Consider the following 19007-nt stretch of genomic DNA (forward strand, 5'->3'; position numbering starts at 1 on the left):
TCCGAAAGCGCTCCTCCTGGAGCGCTTTTTCGTTGGTGCGTTCAGCAAAGACCTGTCGAACCGACGTAGAACTTCGTTCGGTCGAGCCATCGTCAAGACGATAATGCCTCGCATTCACATTTGTCAGACGCTTGGCCGACCATGATTGACACCGCTACCAGCTCCGCTCCGAGAGGGAGCCGACCGCTGCCGCTCGCGCTCCTGTCGCGCATCGCCGCGGCGATCCTCGGCGGCTACGCGTTCTGCTGGGGCTTCGTCGCGATCGCGCACAGCGGGCTGTACGCACTGGGCATGTCCTTCCACGACGCCGAGCACCTGAGCGCCATCCTGGGCGTGCTGCTCTTCCTGGTGGCGTTCCTGTGGACCTTCGCGGCACGCCGCGTCGGCCTGTGCTGGGCGGTGCTGCTGGGCGGCGGCGGCCTCATGACCGGAGCGGCCGCGCTGATCCAGCGCGCGCTGCTCGCCTGACGCGAAAGGAGCGGACCGTGTTCCAGAACTTCCGGCTCTCGATGGCCTGGCTGCACACCTGGTTCGGCCTGATGCTGGGCTTCGTGCTGATGGTGGTGTTCTTCTTCGGCGCGCTGTCGGTCTTCGACCGCGAGATCGACCGCTGGGCGATCCCGTCCTCGCGCTTCGAGCCGCAGCCGATGCCGTCCTTCGACCAGATTCTCAAGCCCGCCTTCGAGAAGATGCAGCCGGCCAAAGAAACCGTCGCGCTGCTCGAAGGCCGCGTCAACGGCCCGCTGCCGCAGCGCTTCGATGACGTCAGCAGCTGGGGCGCGTACACGACGCACCGCGATCCGGTGGTGTCGGTGTTCGCGGGCTTCAAGGTCCCGAACGCGAAGGATCCGGACGAGACCGTCTTCGCGGTCCACGCGCTCGATCCGCGCAGCGGCGCGGTGCTGCCGCAGAGCCAGTTGCGCATCGGCAGCGAGTTCTTCTATCCGCTGCATTACAGCCTGCACCTCAGCTGGAAGGACCTGGGCTACTGGATCGTCGGCTTCTCGGCGCTGATGATGCTGGCCGCACTGGTCAGCGGCGTCGTGATGCACCGCAAGATCTTCCGCGAGTTCTTCACCTTCCGCCGCAACAAGACCGTGCAGCGCAGCGCGCTGGACCTGCACAACCTGACCGGCGTGGTGGCCCTGCCCTTCCACTTCTTCTTCGCGTTCACGGGGCTGGTGATCTTCGCGGGCATCTACTTCCCGGTGGCGCACACGCAGCTGCATGACCTGCACGACCTGTCCGAACGCATCGAGGCGAAGGAAACCGGCCTGCCGCACGAGCGCGCCGGCGTGGCCGCGCCGCTCGCGTCGGTCGACGCCATGGTGGCCGAGGCGCAACGCCGATGGGCCGCCAAGGGCATGGCCGGCGACGTGGGCTTCGTCAACCTGCAGCACGTCGGCGACGCCAACGCCTATGTGAGCGTGTATCGCGCCGGCACCGACCGCGTCGCGCTGACCGGCGAAGGCATCCACTTCAAGGCGAGCACCGGCGAACTGCTGCGAGAGGATCCGCCCCGCACCGCCGTGGACAGCGTCAACGAGTTCCTCACCGGGCTGCACCTGCAGCACTTCCGTCACTGGCTGCTGCGCTGGCTCTACGTGCTGGGCGGGCTGCTGGGCTGCGTGTGCATCGCGACCGGCTTCCTGTTCTTCGTCGAGAAGCGCAAGCAGCAGCACGCGAAGACCGGCGGCCAGGGCAGCCGCGTCGTCGATGCGCTGGCGGTGACCACGGTCACCGGCATGCTGGTGGCGACGATGGCGATGCTGATCGCCAACCGGCTGCTGCCGGAGTCGCTCGCGGACAAGGGCGAGTGGGAGCGCAACGTCTTCTGGGGCACCTGGGCGCTGACGATGGTGCATGCCTTCGTCCGCGGCGGCGCGGTCGCGCGAGCGAAGATGAATCCGGCCTGGCGCGAGCAATGCTGGATCGTCGCCGCCGGCGCGCTGACAGCGATGGTCGCTAACGCGGTCACGACGGGCGACCACCTCGGCAAGACGCTGTCGGCCGGCTACTGGCCGGTGGCCGGCGTGGACCTGAGCCTGATCGCGACGGCCGCCGTCGCCCTCTTCGCCGCCGGGAAGCTGGCGCAAAGGGCCAGGCGTTCAACGTCGGCGGAGTCCGCGTCGCCGCCCGCCCTCAAGACCGCGGGAGTCCGTCATGGCTGAGCCCGTCGTGCTGCTGAGCGCCGCCGCCGTGAACGCCGTGCTGGGCTTCGGCTGGCTGGCATTGGCGATGGACACCCACTGGGAGCAGGTCCACGGCGACGAGGCGCCGAAGGCGGCGACTGCCCGGAATCTCCGCGCGGCCGGCGTGCTGGCGCTGGCGCTGTCGCTCGGGCTGTGCCTGCAGGCGGATCACCCGTCGATAGCCGCGCTGGTCTGGCTCATGCTGCTGGCGGGCTCGGCGGCGGCCATCGCGGCGACGCTGTCGTGGCGCCCGCAATGGCTGAGGGTGCTGTGGCCGCGTTGAGCGGCTGAAAGACAAACGGCCGCATCAGCGGCCGAATGAGAACGGCCGCGTGAACGGCCGTAGAGGCAGTGGCCGCAACCTGCGGCCAGGGTGCCGATCAGTCCTGGCGGCGGCGACGCGCCACGAAACCGATGCCGGCGATGCCGGCCAGCATCAGCGCGTAGGTCGCGGGTTCCGGCACAGCGGCGGCGGCGGCAGTGACGTTGAGCGTCGTCGACAGCACTGCAATGCCGCCGAAACCGAGGCCGCTCAGCGAGCCGCTGGCGAGCAGCTGATACGTGCCCGCGGCCAGGTTGGCGTAGCGGAAGCCGGAGGCGCTCGCATCCAGGTCGGTCAGGCCGTTCAGGCCGGCGAAGCTGAAGTTCACCGACTGCAGGGGCACCGTCAGGCCGTTGCCGAAGCTGATGGTGGTCGCGGCCAGCACCGAGCCGGTCACGTCCGACGCCTGCGTCAGGGTGAAGGACCCCAGCACGACATCGGAGAAGCTGCTGCCAGCCGGCGTGGCGGTGGTCGTCACCGCCACCGGATCCAGGGTCGCGGCGCCTGCGGCGCCAGCGATCAGCGCGGCGCCCAGCGCCAGCACGAGAGACTTCAATTTCATGGCTGCCGATCCCGTCAGTCGAGTTGATTTCGTGACGGAGTTTGCACTGCAGCATTGGTTTCAGTCCTGCAGGAATCGGCGACTTTTGTTGCGGTGCGTCACCGGCGTGTCATGGCCGCAAGGGACAAGGGGCAGGTTTTGTCCCTTCCCTTGTCCCTTCCGCGCCTGTTCCAGGCACGCCGCCGATCGAACAGACCGTGACGCGGTCCGTCGATCAGGCGATCAGGCGATCAGGCCGATCGGGCGATCAGCCCGCCGGATCACCCCGCCGGATCACCCCGCCGTGACCCGCATCGGCTTGGTCATCACGTCGCAGGGCTTGCCCTTCTTCGCGCGCTTGCCGGCGTAGGCCGAGAGGGCCGCGTTGCGCAGCGGCTCTTCCTTGGCCTTGCCGCCGCGGACCGTGCCGCTGACCATCAGCAGGTTGGTGAACGCGGCGATGCTGACCAGCGCATCCTTCGCGTCCAGGTCGATCAGCGTCAGGCCGCGCCCGCCCTTGGGCTGGTGCTTGAGTTCCTCGATCGCGAAGGTCAGCAGGCGACCGGCCATCGTCAGGCAGGCGACCTGCACGGCCGCCGCCTCGCCCTTGGCCGCGCTGGCCGGCACCACCGACGGCGGCAGCGGGCGTTCCTCGCCTTCCAGGCTCAGGAAGCTCTTGCCCGCCTTCTGGCGGCCGACCAGGTCGCCGACCTCGGCCACCAGGCCGAAGCCGCCGGTGCCGGCCAGCAGCAGCTTCTGCGTCGCCGCGGCGGCGTAGTAGTGCGCGATCTGGGTGCCCGACTCCAGCTCGATCAGCGTGGTGATCGGCTGGCCGTCGCCGCGGCCGCCCGGCAGCGCCGAGACCGGCACCGAGTACGCCCGGCCGTTGGTGCCCAGCACCACCAGCGGGTCGACGCTGCGGCACGGGAACACGCCGTACAGCGAATCGCCCGACTTGAAGGCCAGCGCCGCCGGATCCACCTCGTGGCCCTTGAGCGCGCGCACCCAGCCCTTCAGGCTGACGACCACCGTCACCGGCTCGTCGACGATGCGCACCTCGGCCACCGCGCGCTTGTCTTCCTTGATCTCGGTGCGCCGGTCGTCGCCGTACTGCTTGGCGTCGGCCTCGATCTCCTTGACCACCGTGCGGCGCAGCACCGACGGGTTGGACAGGATTTCCTCGAGCTTGCCGGCTTCCTCGCGCAGGGTCTTCAGTTCCTGCTCGATCTTGATGAACTCCAGCCGGGCCAGCTGGCGCAGGCGGATTTCCAGGATGTCCTCGGCCTGGCGCTCGCTGAGCTTGAAGCGCTCGATCAGCGCAGGCTTCGGTTCATCCGAATTGCGGATGAGCGCGATGACCTCGTCGATGTGCAGCAGGATCTCGTGGCGGCCTTCCAGGATGTGGATGCGGTCGCGGACCTTGTCCAGGCGATGCTGCGTGCGCCGCGTCACCGTGTTCAGGCGGAAGCCGATCCACTCGGTCAGGATCTTGCGCAGCGTCTTCTGCGTCGGCCGGCCGTCGTCGCCGACCATGGTCATGTTCAGCGGCGCCGTCGTCTCCAGGCTGGTCTGCGCGAGCAGCGTGTTGATGAAGTCCTGCTGGTCGACCGTGCGGCTCTTGGGCTCGAAGACCAGCCGCACCGGCGCGTCCTTGTTGGACTCGTCGCGGGCCTTGTCCAGCACCGCCAGCATCGCGCCCTTGAGCTGCAGCTGCTCCGGCGTCACCGTCTTCTTGCCGGTCTTGACCTTGGGGTTGGTGAGTTCCTCGATCTCCTCGAGCACCTTGGCCGTGCTGACGCCTTGCGGCAGCTCGGTCACGACCAGTTGCCACTGGCCCCGGGCGAGGTCCTCGATCTTCCAGCGCGCGCGCACCTTCAGGCTGCCGCGACCGGTGCTGTAGGCCGCGCGGATCTCGTCCGCCGAGCTGATGAGCTGGCCGCCGCCCGGATAGTCCGGGCCCTTGATCGCGCCGAAGAGCTCGTCGTCGCTCGCGTCGGGTCGCTTGAGCAGCAGCACCGCCGCCTCGGCGACCTCGCGCAGGTTGTGGCTCGGGATCTCCGTCGCCATGCCGACCGCGATGCCGGACGCGCCGTTCAGCAGGACGAAGGGCAGCCGGGCCGGCAGTTCGCGGGGCTCGTTCTCGGAACCGTCGTAGTTGGGCTGGAAGTCGACCGTGCCCTGGTCCAGCTCGTCCAGCAGCAGGCGCGAGTAGATCGACAGCCGCGCTTCCGTGTACCGCATCGCGGCGGCGTTGTCGCCGTCGCGGCTGCCGAAGTTGCCCTGGCCGTCGACCAGCGGATAACGCTGGCTGAAGTCCTGCGCCATGCGCACCATCGCGTCGTACGCGGCCTGGTCGCCGTGCGGGTGGTACTTGCCGAGCACCTCGCCGACCACGCGCGCGCTCTTGACCGCCTTGGCGCCCGTGGCGCCGGTGAAGCCCAGGCCCAGCCGCTCCATCGTGAACAGGATGCGCCGCTGCACCGGCTTCTGGCCGTCGCTGTACGACGGCAGCGCGCGGCCCTTCACGACCGACAGCGCGTACTCCAGGTAGGCCTGCTGCGCGTACTGCGCCAGCGTCAGCGCGTCGCCCGACGGGGCCTGCCCGCCCGGGCCGCCGGCGCCGTTGGGATTCTCGAAATCAAAAGTCTCTTGGGTCATCTCTCTCATGCCGGCCTGCGCCGGTCGTTCGAATCTTTTCGGAAATCTGTTGAATCTGGGTCCTGGCAGCTCGCCGCCTGCCTCGACCGCTCATTCGAGCGGCGCCGCGACCATCGTCAGCTGCCGGGCCCGGCTGCCGAGGCTGCGCTGCAGCAACGCCCAGTAGAGCTCCATCACCAGATGCACGTGGGCCTGCGTCTCGTCGATGTCGGGCATGTGGCCGCCCGCTCGACGCACCGCGCCCTCGCCCGCATTCCAGGCCGCCAGCGCCGCGTCCAGGCGTCCGAAGCGCCGCGTCAGGTCCGCCAGCATCCGCGCGCCGATCAGCACGTTGGTGCGCGGATCCTGGAGATAGCCGACGCGCCGCAGCTCGTCCGGCGTCGCGTAGCGCTGCGCCGTCGCCACGGTGATCTGCATCAGGCCGGTCGCGCCGCGCGGCGACACCGCATCGGGCTTGAAGCCGGACTCGACCGCGATGATCGCCTTGAGCAGCTCCGCGTCGATGCCCGTCGCGGCCGCCGCCTCGCGCAGATACGGCTGCACCGCCTTGACCTCGGGCGCGATGTCCAGCCAGGTCAGCATGCGCTGGCCGTGGTCGGTCTTGCCCGGCACGCGCCGGATGCCGCTCAGCGGCGACATCACCGGCTGGAACCGGCTGTCCACCTGCACCGGCGCGAAATGCGCGATGCCGTCGGCGTCCACGTAGCCCCACAGCTCCGCATGCGCCGGCGACAGCTTGGCCGCGAACGCCACGGCGATGCTCAGCGCCAGCCGCTTGCGCAGCCAGCGTCCGCCGGCGGTGGGGCGACCATGGCTCATGCGGCCTCCAGCCCCTGCGCGGCGCGCGCGTCGTACTCGCGCTTGAGCAGCGACATCACGATCAGGTCGTCGAAGCCGGCGCTGTCGTCCACACCCAAGCCCACGCCTGCGGCGCTACCGCCGTCGGCATCGGCCAGCACCTCGGCCCGCACGCATTCGCGCAGCCGGCCTTCCTCGACGTAGCCCTCGCTGCGGTACAGCGACTGCGCCCGCGTGTTGCGACCCTTCACATCCAGCCAGAAGCGGTGCGCCCCCAGCTGCGTGAACGCCATCTTCTTGAGCAGCCGCACGCACAGGCGACCGACGCCCTGCCCCTTCGGGCCGAGCACGATGCGCTTGAGCTCCACCGAGCGGTTGGGGTTGCGGCAGCCCTGCAGGATCACGAAGCCGGCGCGTCCGGCGTCCAGCTCCACGATGAAATGCCGCGCGTCCGGGAACCGGACGGCGCCCTCGTGCTGCGTGCGCTCCCACGGCGTGATGAAGGGCCGGTTGCCCGCGTCCTGCTCCACGCCCACGACGAAGTCCAGGTCGGACAGCATCGTGGGTCGGAGCGTGACGCGGTGTTCCAGCATGGCGCGGTCCGGGCTTTAGACGTCGACCTCGATGGAATCGCCGTGCAACTCCATCAGCTCGCGACGCGCGGCCGCCTCGCCCTTGCCCATCAGCTTGTTGATGGCGCCCTCGGTGTCGCCGAAGTCGAGCTCGCCGTACTGCACCTGCAGCAGGCGGCGCGTCTCCGGATTCAGCGTGGTGTCCCAGAGCTGCTCGGCGTTCATCTCGCCCAGGCCCTTGAAGCGGCTGATGCTCCAGCTGCCTTCGCGCGCGCCTTCCTTGCGCAGCTTGTCGAGGATGGCGGTCTGCTCGCCCTCGTCCAGCGCGTAGAGCTTGGCCGCGGGCTTCTTGCCGCGGGCCGGCGCGTCCACTCGGAACAGCGGCGGCCGCGCCACGTATACGTGGCCGGTGGCGATCAGCTTGGGGAAGTGGCGGAAGAACAGCGTCAGCAGCAGCACCTGGATGTGCGCGCCGTCGACGTCCGCGTCCGACAGGATGCAGATCTTCCCGTAGCGCAGGCCGGACAGGTCCGGCTCGTCGTTCTTGCCGTGCGGGTCGACGCCGATGGCCACCGAGATGTCGTGGATCTCGTTGTTGGCGAACAGCCGGTCGCGCTCGACCTCCCAGGCGTTGAGCACCTTGCCGCGCAGCGGCAGGATGGCCTGCGTCTCCTTGTCGCGGCCCAGCTTGGCGGAACCGCCGGCGGAGTCGCCCTCGACCAGGAAGAGCTCGTTGTGCAGCAGGTCGGTGCTTTCGCAGTCGGTCAGCTTGCCGGGCAGCACGGCCACGCCGGAGCTCTTGCGCTTCTCGACCTTCTGCGCCGCGCGCTGGCGCGTCTGCGCCTGCTTGATGACGAGCTCGGCCAGCTTCTTGCCGTGTTCGACGTGCTGGTTGAGCCACAGCTCCAGCGCCGGCTTCACGAAGGCGGACACCAGCCGCAGCGCGTCGCGCGAGTTCAGCCGCTCCTTGGTCTGGCCCTGGAACTGCGGATCCAGCACCTTGGCCGACAGCACGAAGCTGGCGCGCGAGAACACGTCCTCGGCCATCAGCTTCACGCCCTTGGGCGCGAGGGCGTGCATCTCGATGAAACCCTTGATCGCGCCGAACAGCCCGTCCTTGAGGCCGGACTCGTGCGTACCGCCGGCCACCGTCGGGATCAGGTTCACGTAGCTCTCGCGCATGACCTGACCCTCTTCGGTGAAGGCCACGCACCAGCTCGCGCCCTCGCCCTCGGCGAAGTTCTCGCTCTCGGAGGCGGTCGCGAACTGCTCGCCCTCGAACAGCGGGATCAGCGGATCGGCCGGCAGCGCCTGCATCAGGTAGTCGCGCAGGCCGCCCTTGTAGGTCCAGGTCTGCGTCTCGCCGGTCTTCTCCTGCGTCAGCGTCACCGTGACGCCGGGCATCAGCACGGCCTTGGAACGCAGCAGGTGCACCAGTTCGCCCTTGGGCAGGTCGGCGCTCTCGAAATACTTGCCGTCGGGCCAGACGCGCACCGTCGTGCCCTGCTTGCGGTCGCCGGCCTTGAGCTCGGCCTTGCGCGTGGCCACCGGCTCGATGACGTCGCCGCCCGAGAAGGCCAGCGTCGCGACGTTGCCCTCGCGGTAGACCGTCACCTGCAGCCGCTTGGCCAGGGCGTTGGTCACCGACACGCCCACGCCGTGCAGGCCGCCCGAGAAGCTGTAGGCGCCGCCCGAGCCCTTGTCGAACTTGCCCCCGGCGTGCAGCCGCGTGAAGACGATCTCCACGACCGGCACGCCCTCCTCGGGATGCAGGCCGTAGGGAATGCCGCGGCCGTCGTCCTCGATGGTGATCGAGCCGTCGGTGTGCTGGATGACGGAGATGCGCTTGCCGTGACCGGCCAGCGCCTCGTCGGCCGCGTTGTCGATCACCTCCTGGATGACGTGCAGGGGGTTGTCGGTGCGGGTGTACATGCCCGGGCGCTGCTTGACGGGCTCCAGTCCCTTGAGGACACGGATCGAGCCTTCGCCGTAGCTGCCAGGTGCGCTGCTGGTGGAAGTGACTGCTTTGGTTGCCATGGGGCGGGATTCTATGCAGCGTCGGAGACGCTCCCGACCGCCTGCGGGCAGGGGTCGTTCCCATGGGGGTTTCCACTGCCTCCACGCCCCCTTCGGAGGGCCTGCGCGCGCATGCCGCACGGCGCATCGGTTCCCGCACTTCCGGTTACCGATGGACCGCCGTCGGCATGGGAGCGCTGTCGTAGCATCCGCCGCTTGTCCGCACGCCCCGCCCGACTGGTCCGATGCCGCTCCTGCCCCGTTCCTCGCGCCCCCTTCCGGCTGCCCCGGCTGTCTCGGCTGTCCTGACCGCCCTGGCCCCCCTCGCCCTGGCGCTGACTGCCCTCCTCGGCGCGGGCCCGGCCCGCGCCGACGACTTCAAGGCCAGCCCGGAGATGGCCCTGGAGCTGCGCCACGCCCGCTGGTTCGACGGCGAGAAGCTGCAGAGCGGCACGCTCTACGTCGAGGACGGCCGCTTCGTCGAGAAGCGGCCCCGCAAGGTGAACCGCCTGCTGGAGCTGCGCGGCCAGACGCTGGTCGCGCCGCTCGCGGACGCGCACAACCACAACCTGCAGAGCGCCTGGGGACTGGACAAGTTCGGTCAGGATTACCTGCGCGACGGCGTGTTCTACGCGGCCATGCTGTGCGCCGATCCGGCCGCGATCGAGCCGATCCGCGCCCGCATCTCGCAGCCGGAGACGCCGGACGTGCTGTTCGCCACCGCCTGCATCACCTCCTCCGACGGCCAGCCGCTGGCGATGCTGCAGTCCGGCACCCCGCCCATGGCGCTGGACCAGATCGTCGACAAGGCGGTGCTGGTCATGGACACGCCGGAGCAGGTCGGCCAGAAGTGGCCGCTGATCGCCGGCCGCCACAGCGACCTGATCAAGGTCATCATGAGCTACCACGACCGCCCGGAGCTGCGCCAGGTGCCTGAGCAGCGCGGCCGGCTGGGCGTGACGCCCGAGGTCGTGGCCGAGGTGGTGCGCCGCGCGCACGCGGAAGAGCGCCGCGTCGTGGTCCACATCGAGAGCGCCGCCGACTTCGCCGCCGCCGTGCGCGCCGGCGCCGACTTCATCGCCGAGCTGCCGGGTTACTTCCCGCAGCACGGCGAGGAGCCCGAAACCCACCTGATCCCGCCGGACGTCGCCGCGCTGGCCGCCGAGAAGAGGATCGGCATCGTCACCGCCACGGTCGCGACGCGCCTGTTCCAGCCCGCGCCGGAGCTGCTGGCGCGCATCGAGGCCGTGCAGAAGCAGAACCTGGAGCGGCTCAAGGCCGCCGGCGCGCGGCTGCTGGTCGGCTCCGACCTGTTCACCGGCAACGCGCTGAGCGAGGTGCATCACCTCGACCAGCTGGGCGTGCTCGACAAGACAGCGCTGCTGCGCCTGGCCACGGTCGAGACGCCCAAGGCCCTGTTCCCGCAGCGCAAGCTCGGCTGCTTCCAGCCCGGCTGCGAGGCCAGCTTCCTGGTGCTGATCGGCAATCCGCTGGAGGACCTCGACGCCCTGGACAAGCCGATCCTGCGCATCAAGCAGGGCCGCGTGCTGACGCAGCTGGACGACGTCGCCGCGACCGCCGGCGAAGAGAACAACGCGCTCAACGCCGCCGCGGGCGCCGACAAGAAAGCCTCCGGCAAGAAGTCGAGCGCCAAGTCCACGGCCAAGTCGTCCGCCAAGAAGAAGTCATCGGGGAAACCCGCATCCAAGAGCGGCACGCGCTGAGACGCGCCACCAGCCGGTACATTGACCGGATGAGCGCGCCCCCCGTTTCCTCTTCTTCCCGCACGCTGTCGATGCGGCAGGTGCTGATCTGCGGCGCCGCGATCGTCACGCTGTCGATGGGCATCCGCCACGGCTTCGGCCTGTGGCTCACGCCGGTCACGATGGACCGCGGCTGGACCCGCGAAGCCTTCTCCCTGGCCCTGGCCGTCCAGAACATCGCCTGGGGCGCGGCCGGCCCGTTCGCCGGCATGCTGGCCGACCGCTTCGGCGCGCTGCGGGTGCTGATCGCCGGCGCCCTGCTCTACGCCGCCGGCCTGGCGCTGATGGCGGTGTCGACCTCGACCCTCGGCTTCCTCGGCAGCGCCGGGGTGCTGATCGGGCTGGCCCAGTCGGGCACCACCTACGCGGTCATCTACGGCGTCATCAGCCGCAACGTCTCCGCGGAGAAACGGTCCTGGGCCATGGGCGTGGCCGCGGCGGCGGGCTCCTTCGGCCAGTTCCTGATGGTGCCGGTCGAGAACTGGCTGATCGGCTACAACGGCTGGCAGAACGCGCTGTTCGTGCTGGCGATCGCGGCCTGCCTGATCGTGCCGCTGGCCTTCGGCCTGCGCGAGCCGGCGCGCGACGCCGCCCACGGCGCCCATCACCAGAGCATCGGCCAGGCGCTGCGCGAGGCCTTCGGCTACCGCAGCTTCCAGTTGCTGATGCTGGGCTACTTCGTCTGCGGCTTCCAGGTCGTGTTCATCGGCGTGCACATGCCGAGCTACCTGAAGGACCACGGCCTCACGCCCCAGATCGCGACCAATGCGCTGGCGCTGATCGGCCTGTTCAACGTCTTCGGCACCTATGCCGCGGGCACGCTCGGTCAGAAGTTCCCCAAGCGCTACCTGCTGTCGGGCATCTACCTGCTGCGCTCGATCGCGATCATCGTCTTCCTGAACGTGCCGCTGACGCCGGCGAGCGTCTACGTCTTCGCCGCGGTGATGGGCGTGCTGTGGCTGTCCACCGTGCCGCCGACCAACGCGATCGTGGCGCAGATCTTCGGCGTCCAGCACATGTCGATGCTGGGCGGCTTCGTGTTCTTCAGCCACCAGATCGGCAGCTTCCTGGGCGTGTGGCTGGGCGGCAAGCTCTATGACGCGACGGGTTCCTACGACGTCGTCTGGTACCTGGCGATCGCGCTGGGCGTGATGGCGATGGTGGCCAACCTGCCGGTGCGCGAGACGGCGATCCCGCGACGCGCGCTGCCGGCCGCGGCCTGACGGCGAGAGGCGGAGCACGGCCATGACGACGCGACACGGACTCTGGCGGATCGCGGCATGGGTGGGCGCGTGCGGCGTGCTGGCGGCGGTCTTCCTGGCCTACACACAGCCCTCGCTGATGCAGCAGCTGGGTGATGCGATCTGGGCGTGCTTCTGATCTGGTGCCCGGTTCTTGCCCCGGTTTCGCTCTGACGACGGATACGACGGACACAACAAGCGCCACGAGCGCATCGACAACGGAGACAACATGGTCGTGATCATCACCGGCGCCTCCGACGGCATCGGCGCCGAACTGGCGCGTCAATGGGCGCGGCGCGAAGGCGCCAAGCTCTCGCTCGTGCTGGCGGCGCGCAGCGTCGACAAGCTCGAGAAGGTGGCGGCGGAGTGCGAGACGCTCGGCGCCCACACCCGCGTGCAGCGCTGCGACGTCGAATCGCAGGAGGACTGTCAGGAACTCGTCCGCACCACGCTGGGCGCCTTCGGCGCGATCGACGTGCTGGTCAACAACGCCGGCATGTCGGCGCACGCACTGTTCGACCAGGTCAAGGACCTGGCCTGGTACCAGCGCCTGATGCTGATCAACCTGTGGGGCTCGGCCTGGTGCACGCAAGCCGCGCTGCCGGCGCTCAAGGCCAGCAAGGGCCGCATCGTCGCGGTCTCCAGTCTGGCCGGGCTGCTGGGCATCCCGGGCCGCACCGCCTACAGCGCCAGCAAGTTCGCGATGACCGGCTTCTTCGAGGCGCTGCGCACCGAGGTCGCCGCCAGCGGCGTCAGCGTGACCATCGCCTATCCGGGCGTCGTCGACACGCAGATCCGCTACCGCGGCTTCAACGCGCAGGGAACGGCGTCGGGGCTGAGCAGCCTCGATGAGCGCGGCGCGATGCCGGTCCAGGAATGCGCCCGGCTGATCCTCGACGGCACGCTGGCGCGCGAGCGCGACATCGTCATGACCGCCAAGGGCAAGCTGGGCCGCTGGCTCAAGCTGCTGGCGCCTGCCATGGTCGACCGCATGGCGATGAAGGCCCTCAAGAAGGAACAACGGCCCGCATGAGCATGACCTCTTTCCCCAGCGACTGGGTGCTGCGCTGGGCGCAGGCCTGGCGCGACCGCGACGGCGTCACCGCGCTGGATCTGGCCTGCGGCTCGGGCCGCCATCTGCGGCTGCTGGCCGGCGAAGGCGCGGCCGTCACCGGCGTCGATCGCGACGCGGCGGCGCTGGCGACGCTCGCGGGACTCTCCGACCGGGTCGAATTGATCGAGGCCGACATCGAGCAAGGTCCTTGGCCGCTGGCGGACCGCGTCTTCGACGTGGTGCTCGTCACCAACTACCTGTGGCGGCCGCTGCTGCCGCGCGTCGTCGACGCCGTCGCCCCGGGCGGATGGCTGATTTACGAGACCTTTACCGATGGACAACAGACCATCGGCCGGCCCGCCAATCCGGAGTTCCTGCTGCAACCTGGCGAGTTGCTGACCGCCGCGCACGGCCTGCGCGTGGTCGCCTACGAGGACGGCTTCATCGAGGCGGAGCCCCCCGTCACCGGGGGAGGCACGGTCAACGGCCGGTATGTCCAGCGCGTTGCTGCGGTTCGCGAGAACCGGCCGACCGACGCCGCACCGCCTGGGGTCTACCCGAGATACCGGCTGCGCTGAGCGCGCCGTCCCGCGAGCGCCGGGGATGAGCGCCGAAAGAGCCCCGGCGCTTCAGTAGAATCCGCCGATCCAGAGGAATCCTCCATGAACGCAATTGTTGGCAGCATCGTCGCGCTGGTCACGCCGATGCACGAAGACGGCCGCATCGACTTCGATGGGCTGCGCAGCCTGATCGACTGGCACATCGACCAGGGCACGGACGTCATCGGCGTCGTCGGCACGACCGGCGAGTCCCCGACCGTCACGATGGAAGAGAACCGCGAGGTGATCCGCGTCGCGGTCGAGCACGTCAAGGGCCGCAAGCCGGTCCTGGCCGGCACCGGCGCCAACGCCACCGCCGAAGCCATCGAGCTGAGCCGCTTCGCCAAGCAGGTCGGCGCCGACGCCACGCTGTCGGTCGTCCCCTACTACAACAAGCCTTCGCAGGAAGGCATCTACCAGCACTTCAAGGCGATCGCCGAGGCCGTCGACATCCCGATGATGCTGTACAACGTGCCCGGCCGCACGGTGGCGGACATGTCGGTGGAGACCACGCTGCGCTGCGCCTCGCTGCCCGGCGTGTTCGGCATCAAGGACGCGACCGGCAACGTCGAGCGCGCCGCCTGGCTGATCAAGCATGCCCCCAAGGGCTTCAGCATCTACTCCGGCGACGACGCGACCGCCATCGCGATGATGCTCATGGGCGGCCGCGGTTCCGTCAGCGTCACCGCCAACATCGCGCCCAAGGCGATGCACGAGATGTGCACGGCCGCCATCGAAGGCCGCGTGCGCGAGGCCACCGCGCTGCACTTCCAGCTGCTGCCGCTGCACAAGCAGCTGTTCTGCGAACCCAGCCCCGCCCCGAGCAAGTGGGCCCTGAACAAGCTGGGCCGCTGCCCCAACAACCTGCGCCTGCCCCTGACGCCGCTGACGCCCGCCGGCCAGGAACTGGTCGAAGGCGCCATGCGCGACGCCGGCCTGCTCTAATCACTGCCGGCCGGCGCGCGCCGGCCGCCCCCTTTTCCTTCAGCGGCCGCGGGCCGCACCGACCTACCTCGGAGATCTCCAGCGTGACTCGTTCCCTTTCTGAATCCGGCGCGCCCACTCCAGTGCGCGTGGCCTGCCTGATGGCGCTGGCCTCGCTGACGGCGTGCAGCACGTTCGAGAGCATCACCAGCAGCGACAAGGTCGACTATCGCACCCAGGCCAAGCAGACCACCGGCCTGGACGTGCCGCCGGACCTGACGCAGCTGCCCAAGGAGAACCGTCCCACCGGCCCGATCAGCGCCGCGCAGATGGCCGCGCAGCCCAACACGCAGCGCCAGGCCGTCGCCGCCGCGGGCGCGCCCGTCGCGCTGGACAAGGCCGGCACGATCGAGTTCCACCGCCTGGGCAACGCCCGCTGGCTGCACAGCGCCCTGCCGCCCGAGCAGGTCTGGCCGCAGGTCAAGAGCTTCTGGCAGGACCGCGGTTTCACCATCGAGACCGAGGACCAGAACGTCGGCCTGATGGAGACCAACTGGGCCGAGAACAAGGCCAAGCTGCCGCAGGACTTCATCCGCAAGACCCTGGGGTCGCTGCTGGATTCGCTGTACTCCACCGGCGAGCGCGACAAATACCGCACCCGCCTGGAGCGCAACGACCAGGGCGGCACCGACATCTACGTCACGCACCGCGGCCTGGTCGAGGTCTACACGAACTCGCAGCGCGACGAGACCGGCTGGCAGCCCCGCCCGTCCGATCCGGAGCTGGAAGCCGAGATGACCTCGCGCCTGATGCTCAAGCTCGGCGGCAAGGAAGAAGACGCCAAGACCATGGTCGCGACCGCGCAGCAGCCCGCACCGTCGTTCGCCGAAGCGCCGCGCGGCAATGCGCCGCGTTCGCTGGCGGACGTACCGGACCAACTCAAGATCAACGAGGACTTCGACCGCGCCTGGCGCCGGGTCGGCCAGTCGCTGGACCGCCACGGCTTCACGATCGAGGACCGGGACCGCAAGCAGGGTCTGTTCTTCCTGCGCTACGCCGACCCCAACCAGGCCGGCAAGGAAGAACCCAACTTCTTCCAGCGCCTGTTCGGCGCCACCAGCGCGTCCACCGCGGTGCGCTACCGCGTCTCGGTCAAGACCGAGGGCACGACGTCCACCGTCATGATCCTGGACGACAAGGGCCAGCAGCAGACCAACGAGATGGCCAAGCGCATCCTGCAACTGCTGATGGAAGACGTGCGCTGATCCCACAGGATGGCGGACCGTACGCCATCAGTTTGCGCAAAACAAAACGCCACCTCCGGGTGGCGTTTTTCATTGGCGGCTTCACGGCCTGGCATTCAGCGCGGACGTCGGCCGCATTCGCTTCGGCGGGGCCTGACAAACTCCACTCTAATACCAGCGGTCAGAGAGCGACACTGACCTCGCAGGCAAAGCGCTCAGACAAAGAAAAAGCCGCAAGGGCGAACCCTTGCGGCTTTCTCTGGACGAGTGATCGTCTTAGTTGCTGGCGGCCGAAGCGGGCGCAGCAGCGTCGGAAGCGGCAGCCGAAGCTTCCACGGCCGGGGCCGAGGCTTCAACGGCCGGAGCCGAAGCTTCCGGAGCCGGGGTCGCCACGGGAGCGACGGCTTCTTCCTTCTTGCCGCAAGCGGTCAGGGCAACAACGGCCAGCAGGGAGGCCAACAGGATCGACTTTTTCATACTTGTCCTCAAGTAACTTTTAGACGAACAATCAATTACCGGTAATTAATGAAGTCGTACCAGATGACAAGTACAACTTCAGCAGACCAAGACGTGAGAAACCTCGAGCGCTTCCCTCGCCTAGCCAATGATTATAGACGCCAGTTTGTAATCTCCTTACAAGCCTAGGGTGCTGCTGGCGAACGAGTCGACAGAACGTTGCTCAATAGCGTCAAACCACTCGCGTGCCATGGCCTCTTCCCGGGCGTCGTGCAGCGAAAGTGAGGCCCGGGCCGGCGTCCACACCTTCAATGTCAGCAATCCGGGTGCCAGCAGCAGCCCCATGGGCGCGGGGGTGCTGCGCTCGGCGAGGTCGGCCGGATCGACCGCCCGCGCCTGGACCACGTGATCGTGGGTCTGGCGCCACTGGACGAAACGAGGATGGACGCGACGCAAGGTCTCGTAGTCGTTGTTCGCCAGCAGCCGCAACTTTCGGTGCGGCAACGCCCAGCGGTGCAGTGCGTCCAGCAGGCCGGACTCGGACAGCGGCCAGTCGGCGAAGTCCGCGTCCATCCAGCACAACTCGCGTCCGCCCTGCTCCGCCGACAGCTGCAGCGCTTGCCGCAGCATTTGCCGGACCTCCGAGGGGGAGTCGACGAGGCCAGGCTTCAGACCTTCGGGCGGGGTGGGTTCCGACGACATGTCGAGCTCCTCCTGTGGCGAGTGCGGGTGGCTTGAGCGGGTGGCTTGAGCGGGTGAGGTGGACAGGCAGCCTGAGGCCGGGCGAGGTTCAGGCGGGCAGGACCCAGCCGTCCTCGGTCCATTGGTCCAGCAAGTCGCGTGCGCCGTCGCTCAGCCTGGCGACCTCGGCAGCGGTCAGTGCACGGCGGTCCGCCATGCGGCGCATCAGCGTCGCGTCGCGTCCGCCGGCCCGGAACGATTGTCCATTGATGAAGACATGCGCGGCGTCGTAGAGCATGCGGGTGCGGGCGCTCAAGCGCGCGCCCTGCCCCGCCGGCAACGCCTCGCCCGGCTCGAAGAAGACCTTGGGCTTGGGCTCGGTGAGCGCCTCGCCGAGCGCGCGCTCCAGCGCCAGCGGCTGCGACGCGGCCTTCAGGACCGCCTCGCGGGCGAAGGTCGTGAGCGCCTCGGGAATGCGGCCCGGTTCGCCGGTGGCCGTCTGGCGGGGATCCATGTACATCCGGTCGCCGCGCGGCGCCTCTTCATCGTCGGTCAGTCGGACCAGCAGCTCATTGGCCAGTTCGCTGCGCCACGGCGAGCGGAAGCCCACCGAGGCGGTCATGCAGTCGCCGCCCACCGCCACGCCGTCGTGCGCCCAGCCGGGCGGCAGGTAGAGCATGTCGCCGGGTTCGAGCACGAACTCCTGCTCCGGCTCGAAGTCCGCCAGCACCTTCAGCGGCAGGTCCTCGCGCAGCGCGCCGGTGGTGGAAACGCCCAGGCGCCCGATGCGCCAGTGACGGCGGCCGCTGACCTGGATCAGGAACACGTCATAGGAATCGAAATGCGGGCCGACACCGCCACCCTCGCTGGCGTAAGACAGCATCAGATCGTCCAGGCGCGCCTCCGGGATGAAGCGGAAACGGCTCAGCAGCGCCTGCGCCGGCTCGACGTGAAGATCCAGCCCCTGCACCAGCAGCGTCCACTGCGGCTTGCTCCAGGCCGGCAGCTTGGCGATCGGTCCCTGACGCATCGACCAGCGGTCGCCGTCCTGCTGCGACACGAGGCGCGATTCGACCTCGTCGCTGGCCGCCAGGCGGGCCAGACCCACGCGATCGATGGGCGGCACCACGCCGGGCAGCGCCTGGCGCACCAGCAGCGGCTGCTTTTGCCAATGGCGCTTCATGAACTGCGCGGGACTCAGGTGGCCGAGCAGCGGCAGCTTCGCGGCGATGTCGATGCCGGAAGCGCTGGCGGCATCAGCCGCGGATGCCGCCCCTCTTGCGGATCTGGCAGGTCTGACGCGGGCCGAGGGGGACGGGACGGTCTGGGGGGACTTGGACGTGGAGCTCATGGGCGGGCATTGTCTGAGAGAATTGCGCGATGCAAATCACTGCCCCCTGCGTCGTCTCCCTGACCTGGAGACTTGAGGACGCCCAAGGCCAATCCGTCGAGGTGCTGGACCCGCCGATGGAGTTCTTTTACGGCGGCCAGGACCTGTTCACGAAGGTCGAGGAAGCGCTGGTCGACAAGCTCGCCGGCGATGAAGTCAGCGTGGCGCTGGAGCCCGAGGACGCCTTCGGCGACTACGACAGCGCCCTGGTCTGTTTCGAGCCGCGCGAGGTCTTCCCCGAGAACGTCGATGTCGGCATGCAGTTCGAGGGACTGCCCGAAGGCGCGTCGACGCCGGACATGCCGGCCGACCGCATCTACACCGTCACCGAGGTCTATCCGGAACACGTGGTGCTGGACGGCAACCACCCGCTGGCAGGCGTCGGCCTGCGCATCCACGTGACCGTGCACGACGTGCGCGAGGCCACCGAGGAAGAACTCGAAGTCGGCACGCTGGGCGATTCGGGCTTCACCGTGGCCACCGGCCTCCCCGGCGGCCCGGGACCGGACGAGCCGATCCACTGACCGCCTCCGTCGACTGAGCCTTTCGAAGCCCC

The 19007-nt window shown here is 69.0% G+C and carries 19 protein-coding genes; 11 read left to right on the forward strand and 8 right to left on the reverse strand.

Annotated elements, in window-relative coordinates; genetic code table 11:
- The first annotated feature begins 141 nt into the window (after nt 1-141).
- Genes ACQZ13_RS18255 through ACQZ13_RS18265 form a run of 3 tightly spaced genes read left to right on the forward strand, consistent with a single transcriptional unit; the run spans nt 142 to nt 2475 of the window.
- The gene (locus ACQZ13_RS18255) at nt 142-468 is read left to right on the forward strand and encodes an iron uptake protein (protein ID WP_431046851.1); all 327 of its coding nucleotides are present in this window, start codon (nt 142-144) and stop codon (nt 466-468) included.
- A gap of 17 nt (nt 469-485) precedes the next feature.
- The gene (locus tag ACQZ13_RS18260; protein ID WP_431046853.1) at nt 486-2171 is read left to right on the forward strand and encodes a PepSY-associated TM helix domain-containing protein; all 1686 of its coding nucleotides are present in this window, start codon (nt 486-488) and stop codon (nt 2169-2171) included.
- Nucleotides 2164-2475 (forward strand): DUF3325 domain-containing protein, encoded by a 312-nt coding sequence (locus ACQZ13_RS18265; RefSeq protein WP_431046855.1) that lies wholly within the window; start codon nt 2164-2166, stop codon nt 2473-2475. The genes ACQZ13_RS18260 and ACQZ13_RS18265 overlap by 8 nt, the downstream gene beginning before the upstream one ends.
- Nucleotides 2476-2572: 97 nt before the next feature.
- Here ACQZ13_RS18265 and ACQZ13_RS18270 read toward each other — a convergent pair whose 3' ends face one another.
- The 5 genes from ACQZ13_RS18270 to ACQZ13_RS18290 form a co-directional block, all read right to left on the reverse strand.
- Nucleotides 2573-3076: an FxDxF family PEP-CTERM protein gene (locus ACQZ13_RS18270; protein WP_088408894.1), complete on the reverse strand. Its 504-nt coding sequence runs from the start codon at nt 3074-3076 to the stop codon at nt 2573-2575.
- Between the two features lie 273 nt (nt 3077-3349).
- Nucleotides 3350-5713 (reverse strand): DNA topoisomerase IV subunit A, encoded by a 2364-nt coding sequence (parC, locus tag ACQZ13_RS18275; protein ID WP_431046857.1) that lies wholly within the window; start codon nt 5711-5713, stop codon nt 3350-3352.
- Between the two features lie 90 nt (nt 5714-5803).
- A complete protein-coding gene (locus ACQZ13_RS18280) occupies nt 5804-6532 on the reverse strand; it encodes a lytic transglycosylase domain-containing protein (RefSeq protein WP_431046859.1) in 729 nt (242 codons plus the stop codon).
- The gene (locus ACQZ13_RS18285) at nt 6529-7104 is read right to left on the reverse strand and encodes a GNAT family N-acetyltransferase (protein ID WP_431046861.1); all 576 of its coding nucleotides are present in this window, start codon (nt 7102-7104) and stop codon (nt 6529-6531) included. The genes ACQZ13_RS18280 and ACQZ13_RS18285 overlap by 4 nt, the downstream gene beginning before the upstream one ends.
- A gap of 15 nt (nt 7105-7119) precedes the next feature.
- A complete protein-coding gene (locus ACQZ13_RS18290) occupies nt 7120-9120 on the reverse strand; it encodes a DNA topoisomerase IV subunit B (RefSeq protein WP_431046863.1) in 2001 nt (666 codons plus the stop codon).
- Between the two features lie 224 nt (nt 9121-9344).
- Here ACQZ13_RS18290 and ACQZ13_RS18295 point away from each other — a divergent pair, with 224 nt between their 5' ends.
- The 7 genes from ACQZ13_RS18295 (at nt 9345) to bamC (ending at nt 15945) form a co-directional block, all read left to right on the forward strand.
- Nucleotides 9345-10823, forward strand: a complete 1479-nt coding sequence (locus ACQZ13_RS18295; RefSeq protein ID WP_431046865.1) for an amidohydrolase family protein — start codon at nt 9345-9347, stop codon at nt 10821-10823.
- A gap of 29 nt (nt 10824-10852) precedes the next feature.
- Nucleotides 10853-12085 carry an MFS transporter gene (locus ACQZ13_RS18300; RefSeq protein ID WP_431046867.1) on the forward strand — a complete coding sequence of 411 codons (1233 nt, stop codon included), beginning with the start codon at nt 10853-10855 and terminating at the stop codon, nt 12083-12085.
- 22 nt (nt 12086-12107) lie between these two features.
- Nucleotides 12108-12242, forward strand: a complete 135-nt coding sequence (locus tag ACQZ13_RS18305) for a hypothetical protein (protein ID WP_431046869.1) — start codon at nt 12108-12110, stop codon at nt 12240-12242.
- Nucleotides 12243-12332: 90 nt separating this feature from the next.
- Nucleotides 12333-13136 carry an SDR family oxidoreductase gene (locus ACQZ13_RS18310; protein WP_088408887.1) on the forward strand — a complete coding sequence of 268 codons (804 nt, stop codon included), beginning with the start codon at nt 12333-12335 and terminating at the stop codon, nt 13134-13136.
- Nucleotides 13133-13735 carry a class I SAM-dependent methyltransferase gene (locus tag ACQZ13_RS18315; protein WP_431046872.1) on the forward strand — a complete coding sequence of 201 codons (603 nt, stop codon included), beginning with the start codon at nt 13133-13135 and terminating at the stop codon, nt 13733-13735. Before ACQZ13_RS18310 ends, ACQZ13_RS18315 begins: the two co-directional genes overlap by 4 nt.
- A gap of 84 nt (nt 13736-13819) precedes the next feature.
- Nucleotides 13820-14701 (forward strand): 4-hydroxy-tetrahydrodipicolinate synthase, encoded by an 882-nt coding sequence (gene dapA / locus ACQZ13_RS18320; RefSeq protein WP_431046874.1) that lies wholly within the window; start codon nt 13820-13822, stop codon nt 14699-14701.
- Between the two features lie 83 nt (nt 14702-14784).
- Nucleotides 14785-15945 carry an outer membrane protein assembly factor BamC gene (gene bamC / locus ACQZ13_RS18325; protein ID WP_431046876.1) on the forward strand — a complete coding sequence of 387 codons (1161 nt, stop codon included), beginning with the start codon at nt 14785-14787 and terminating at the stop codon, nt 15943-15945.
- 255 nt (nt 15946-16200) lie between these two features.
- Here bamC and ACQZ13_RS18330 read toward each other — a convergent pair whose 3' ends face one another.
- From ACQZ13_RS18330 to ACQZ13_RS18340, 3 genes are all read right to left on the reverse strand, one after another.
- Nucleotides 16201-16401: a hypothetical protein gene (locus ACQZ13_RS18330; protein WP_331612821.1), complete on the reverse strand. Its 201-nt coding sequence runs from the start codon at nt 16399-16401 to the stop codon at nt 16201-16203.
- A 156-nt stretch (nt 16402-16557) separates the two neighbouring features.
- Nucleotides 16558-17082 carry a hypothetical protein gene (locus ACQZ13_RS18335; protein ID WP_431046878.1) on the reverse strand — a complete coding sequence of 175 codons (525 nt, stop codon included), beginning with the start codon at nt 17080-17082 and terminating at the stop codon, nt 16558-16560.
- An 88-nt stretch (nt 17083-17170) separates the two neighbouring features.
- Nucleotides 17171-18298 carry a JmjC domain-containing protein gene (locus ACQZ13_RS18340; RefSeq protein WP_431053280.1) on the reverse strand — a complete coding sequence of 376 codons (1128 nt, stop codon included), beginning with the start codon at nt 18296-18298 and terminating at the stop codon, nt 17171-17173.
- Between the two features lie 143 nt (nt 18299-18441).
- On the opposite strand from ACQZ13_RS18340, the gene ACQZ13_RS18345 reads away from it, so the two are divergent.
- Entirely contained in the window at nt 18442-18975 is a 534-nt protein-coding gene (locus ACQZ13_RS18345) for an FKBP-type peptidyl-prolyl cis-trans isomerase (protein ID WP_431046880.1), read from the forward strand.
- Nucleotides 18976-19007 lie beyond the last annotated feature (32 nt).

The organism is Roseateles sp. L2-2 (genome assembly GCF_050613215.1).
GTDB classification, from domain to species: domain Bacteria; phylum Pseudomonadota; class Gammaproteobacteria; order Burkholderiales; family Burkholderiaceae_C; genus Roseateles; species Roseateles noduli.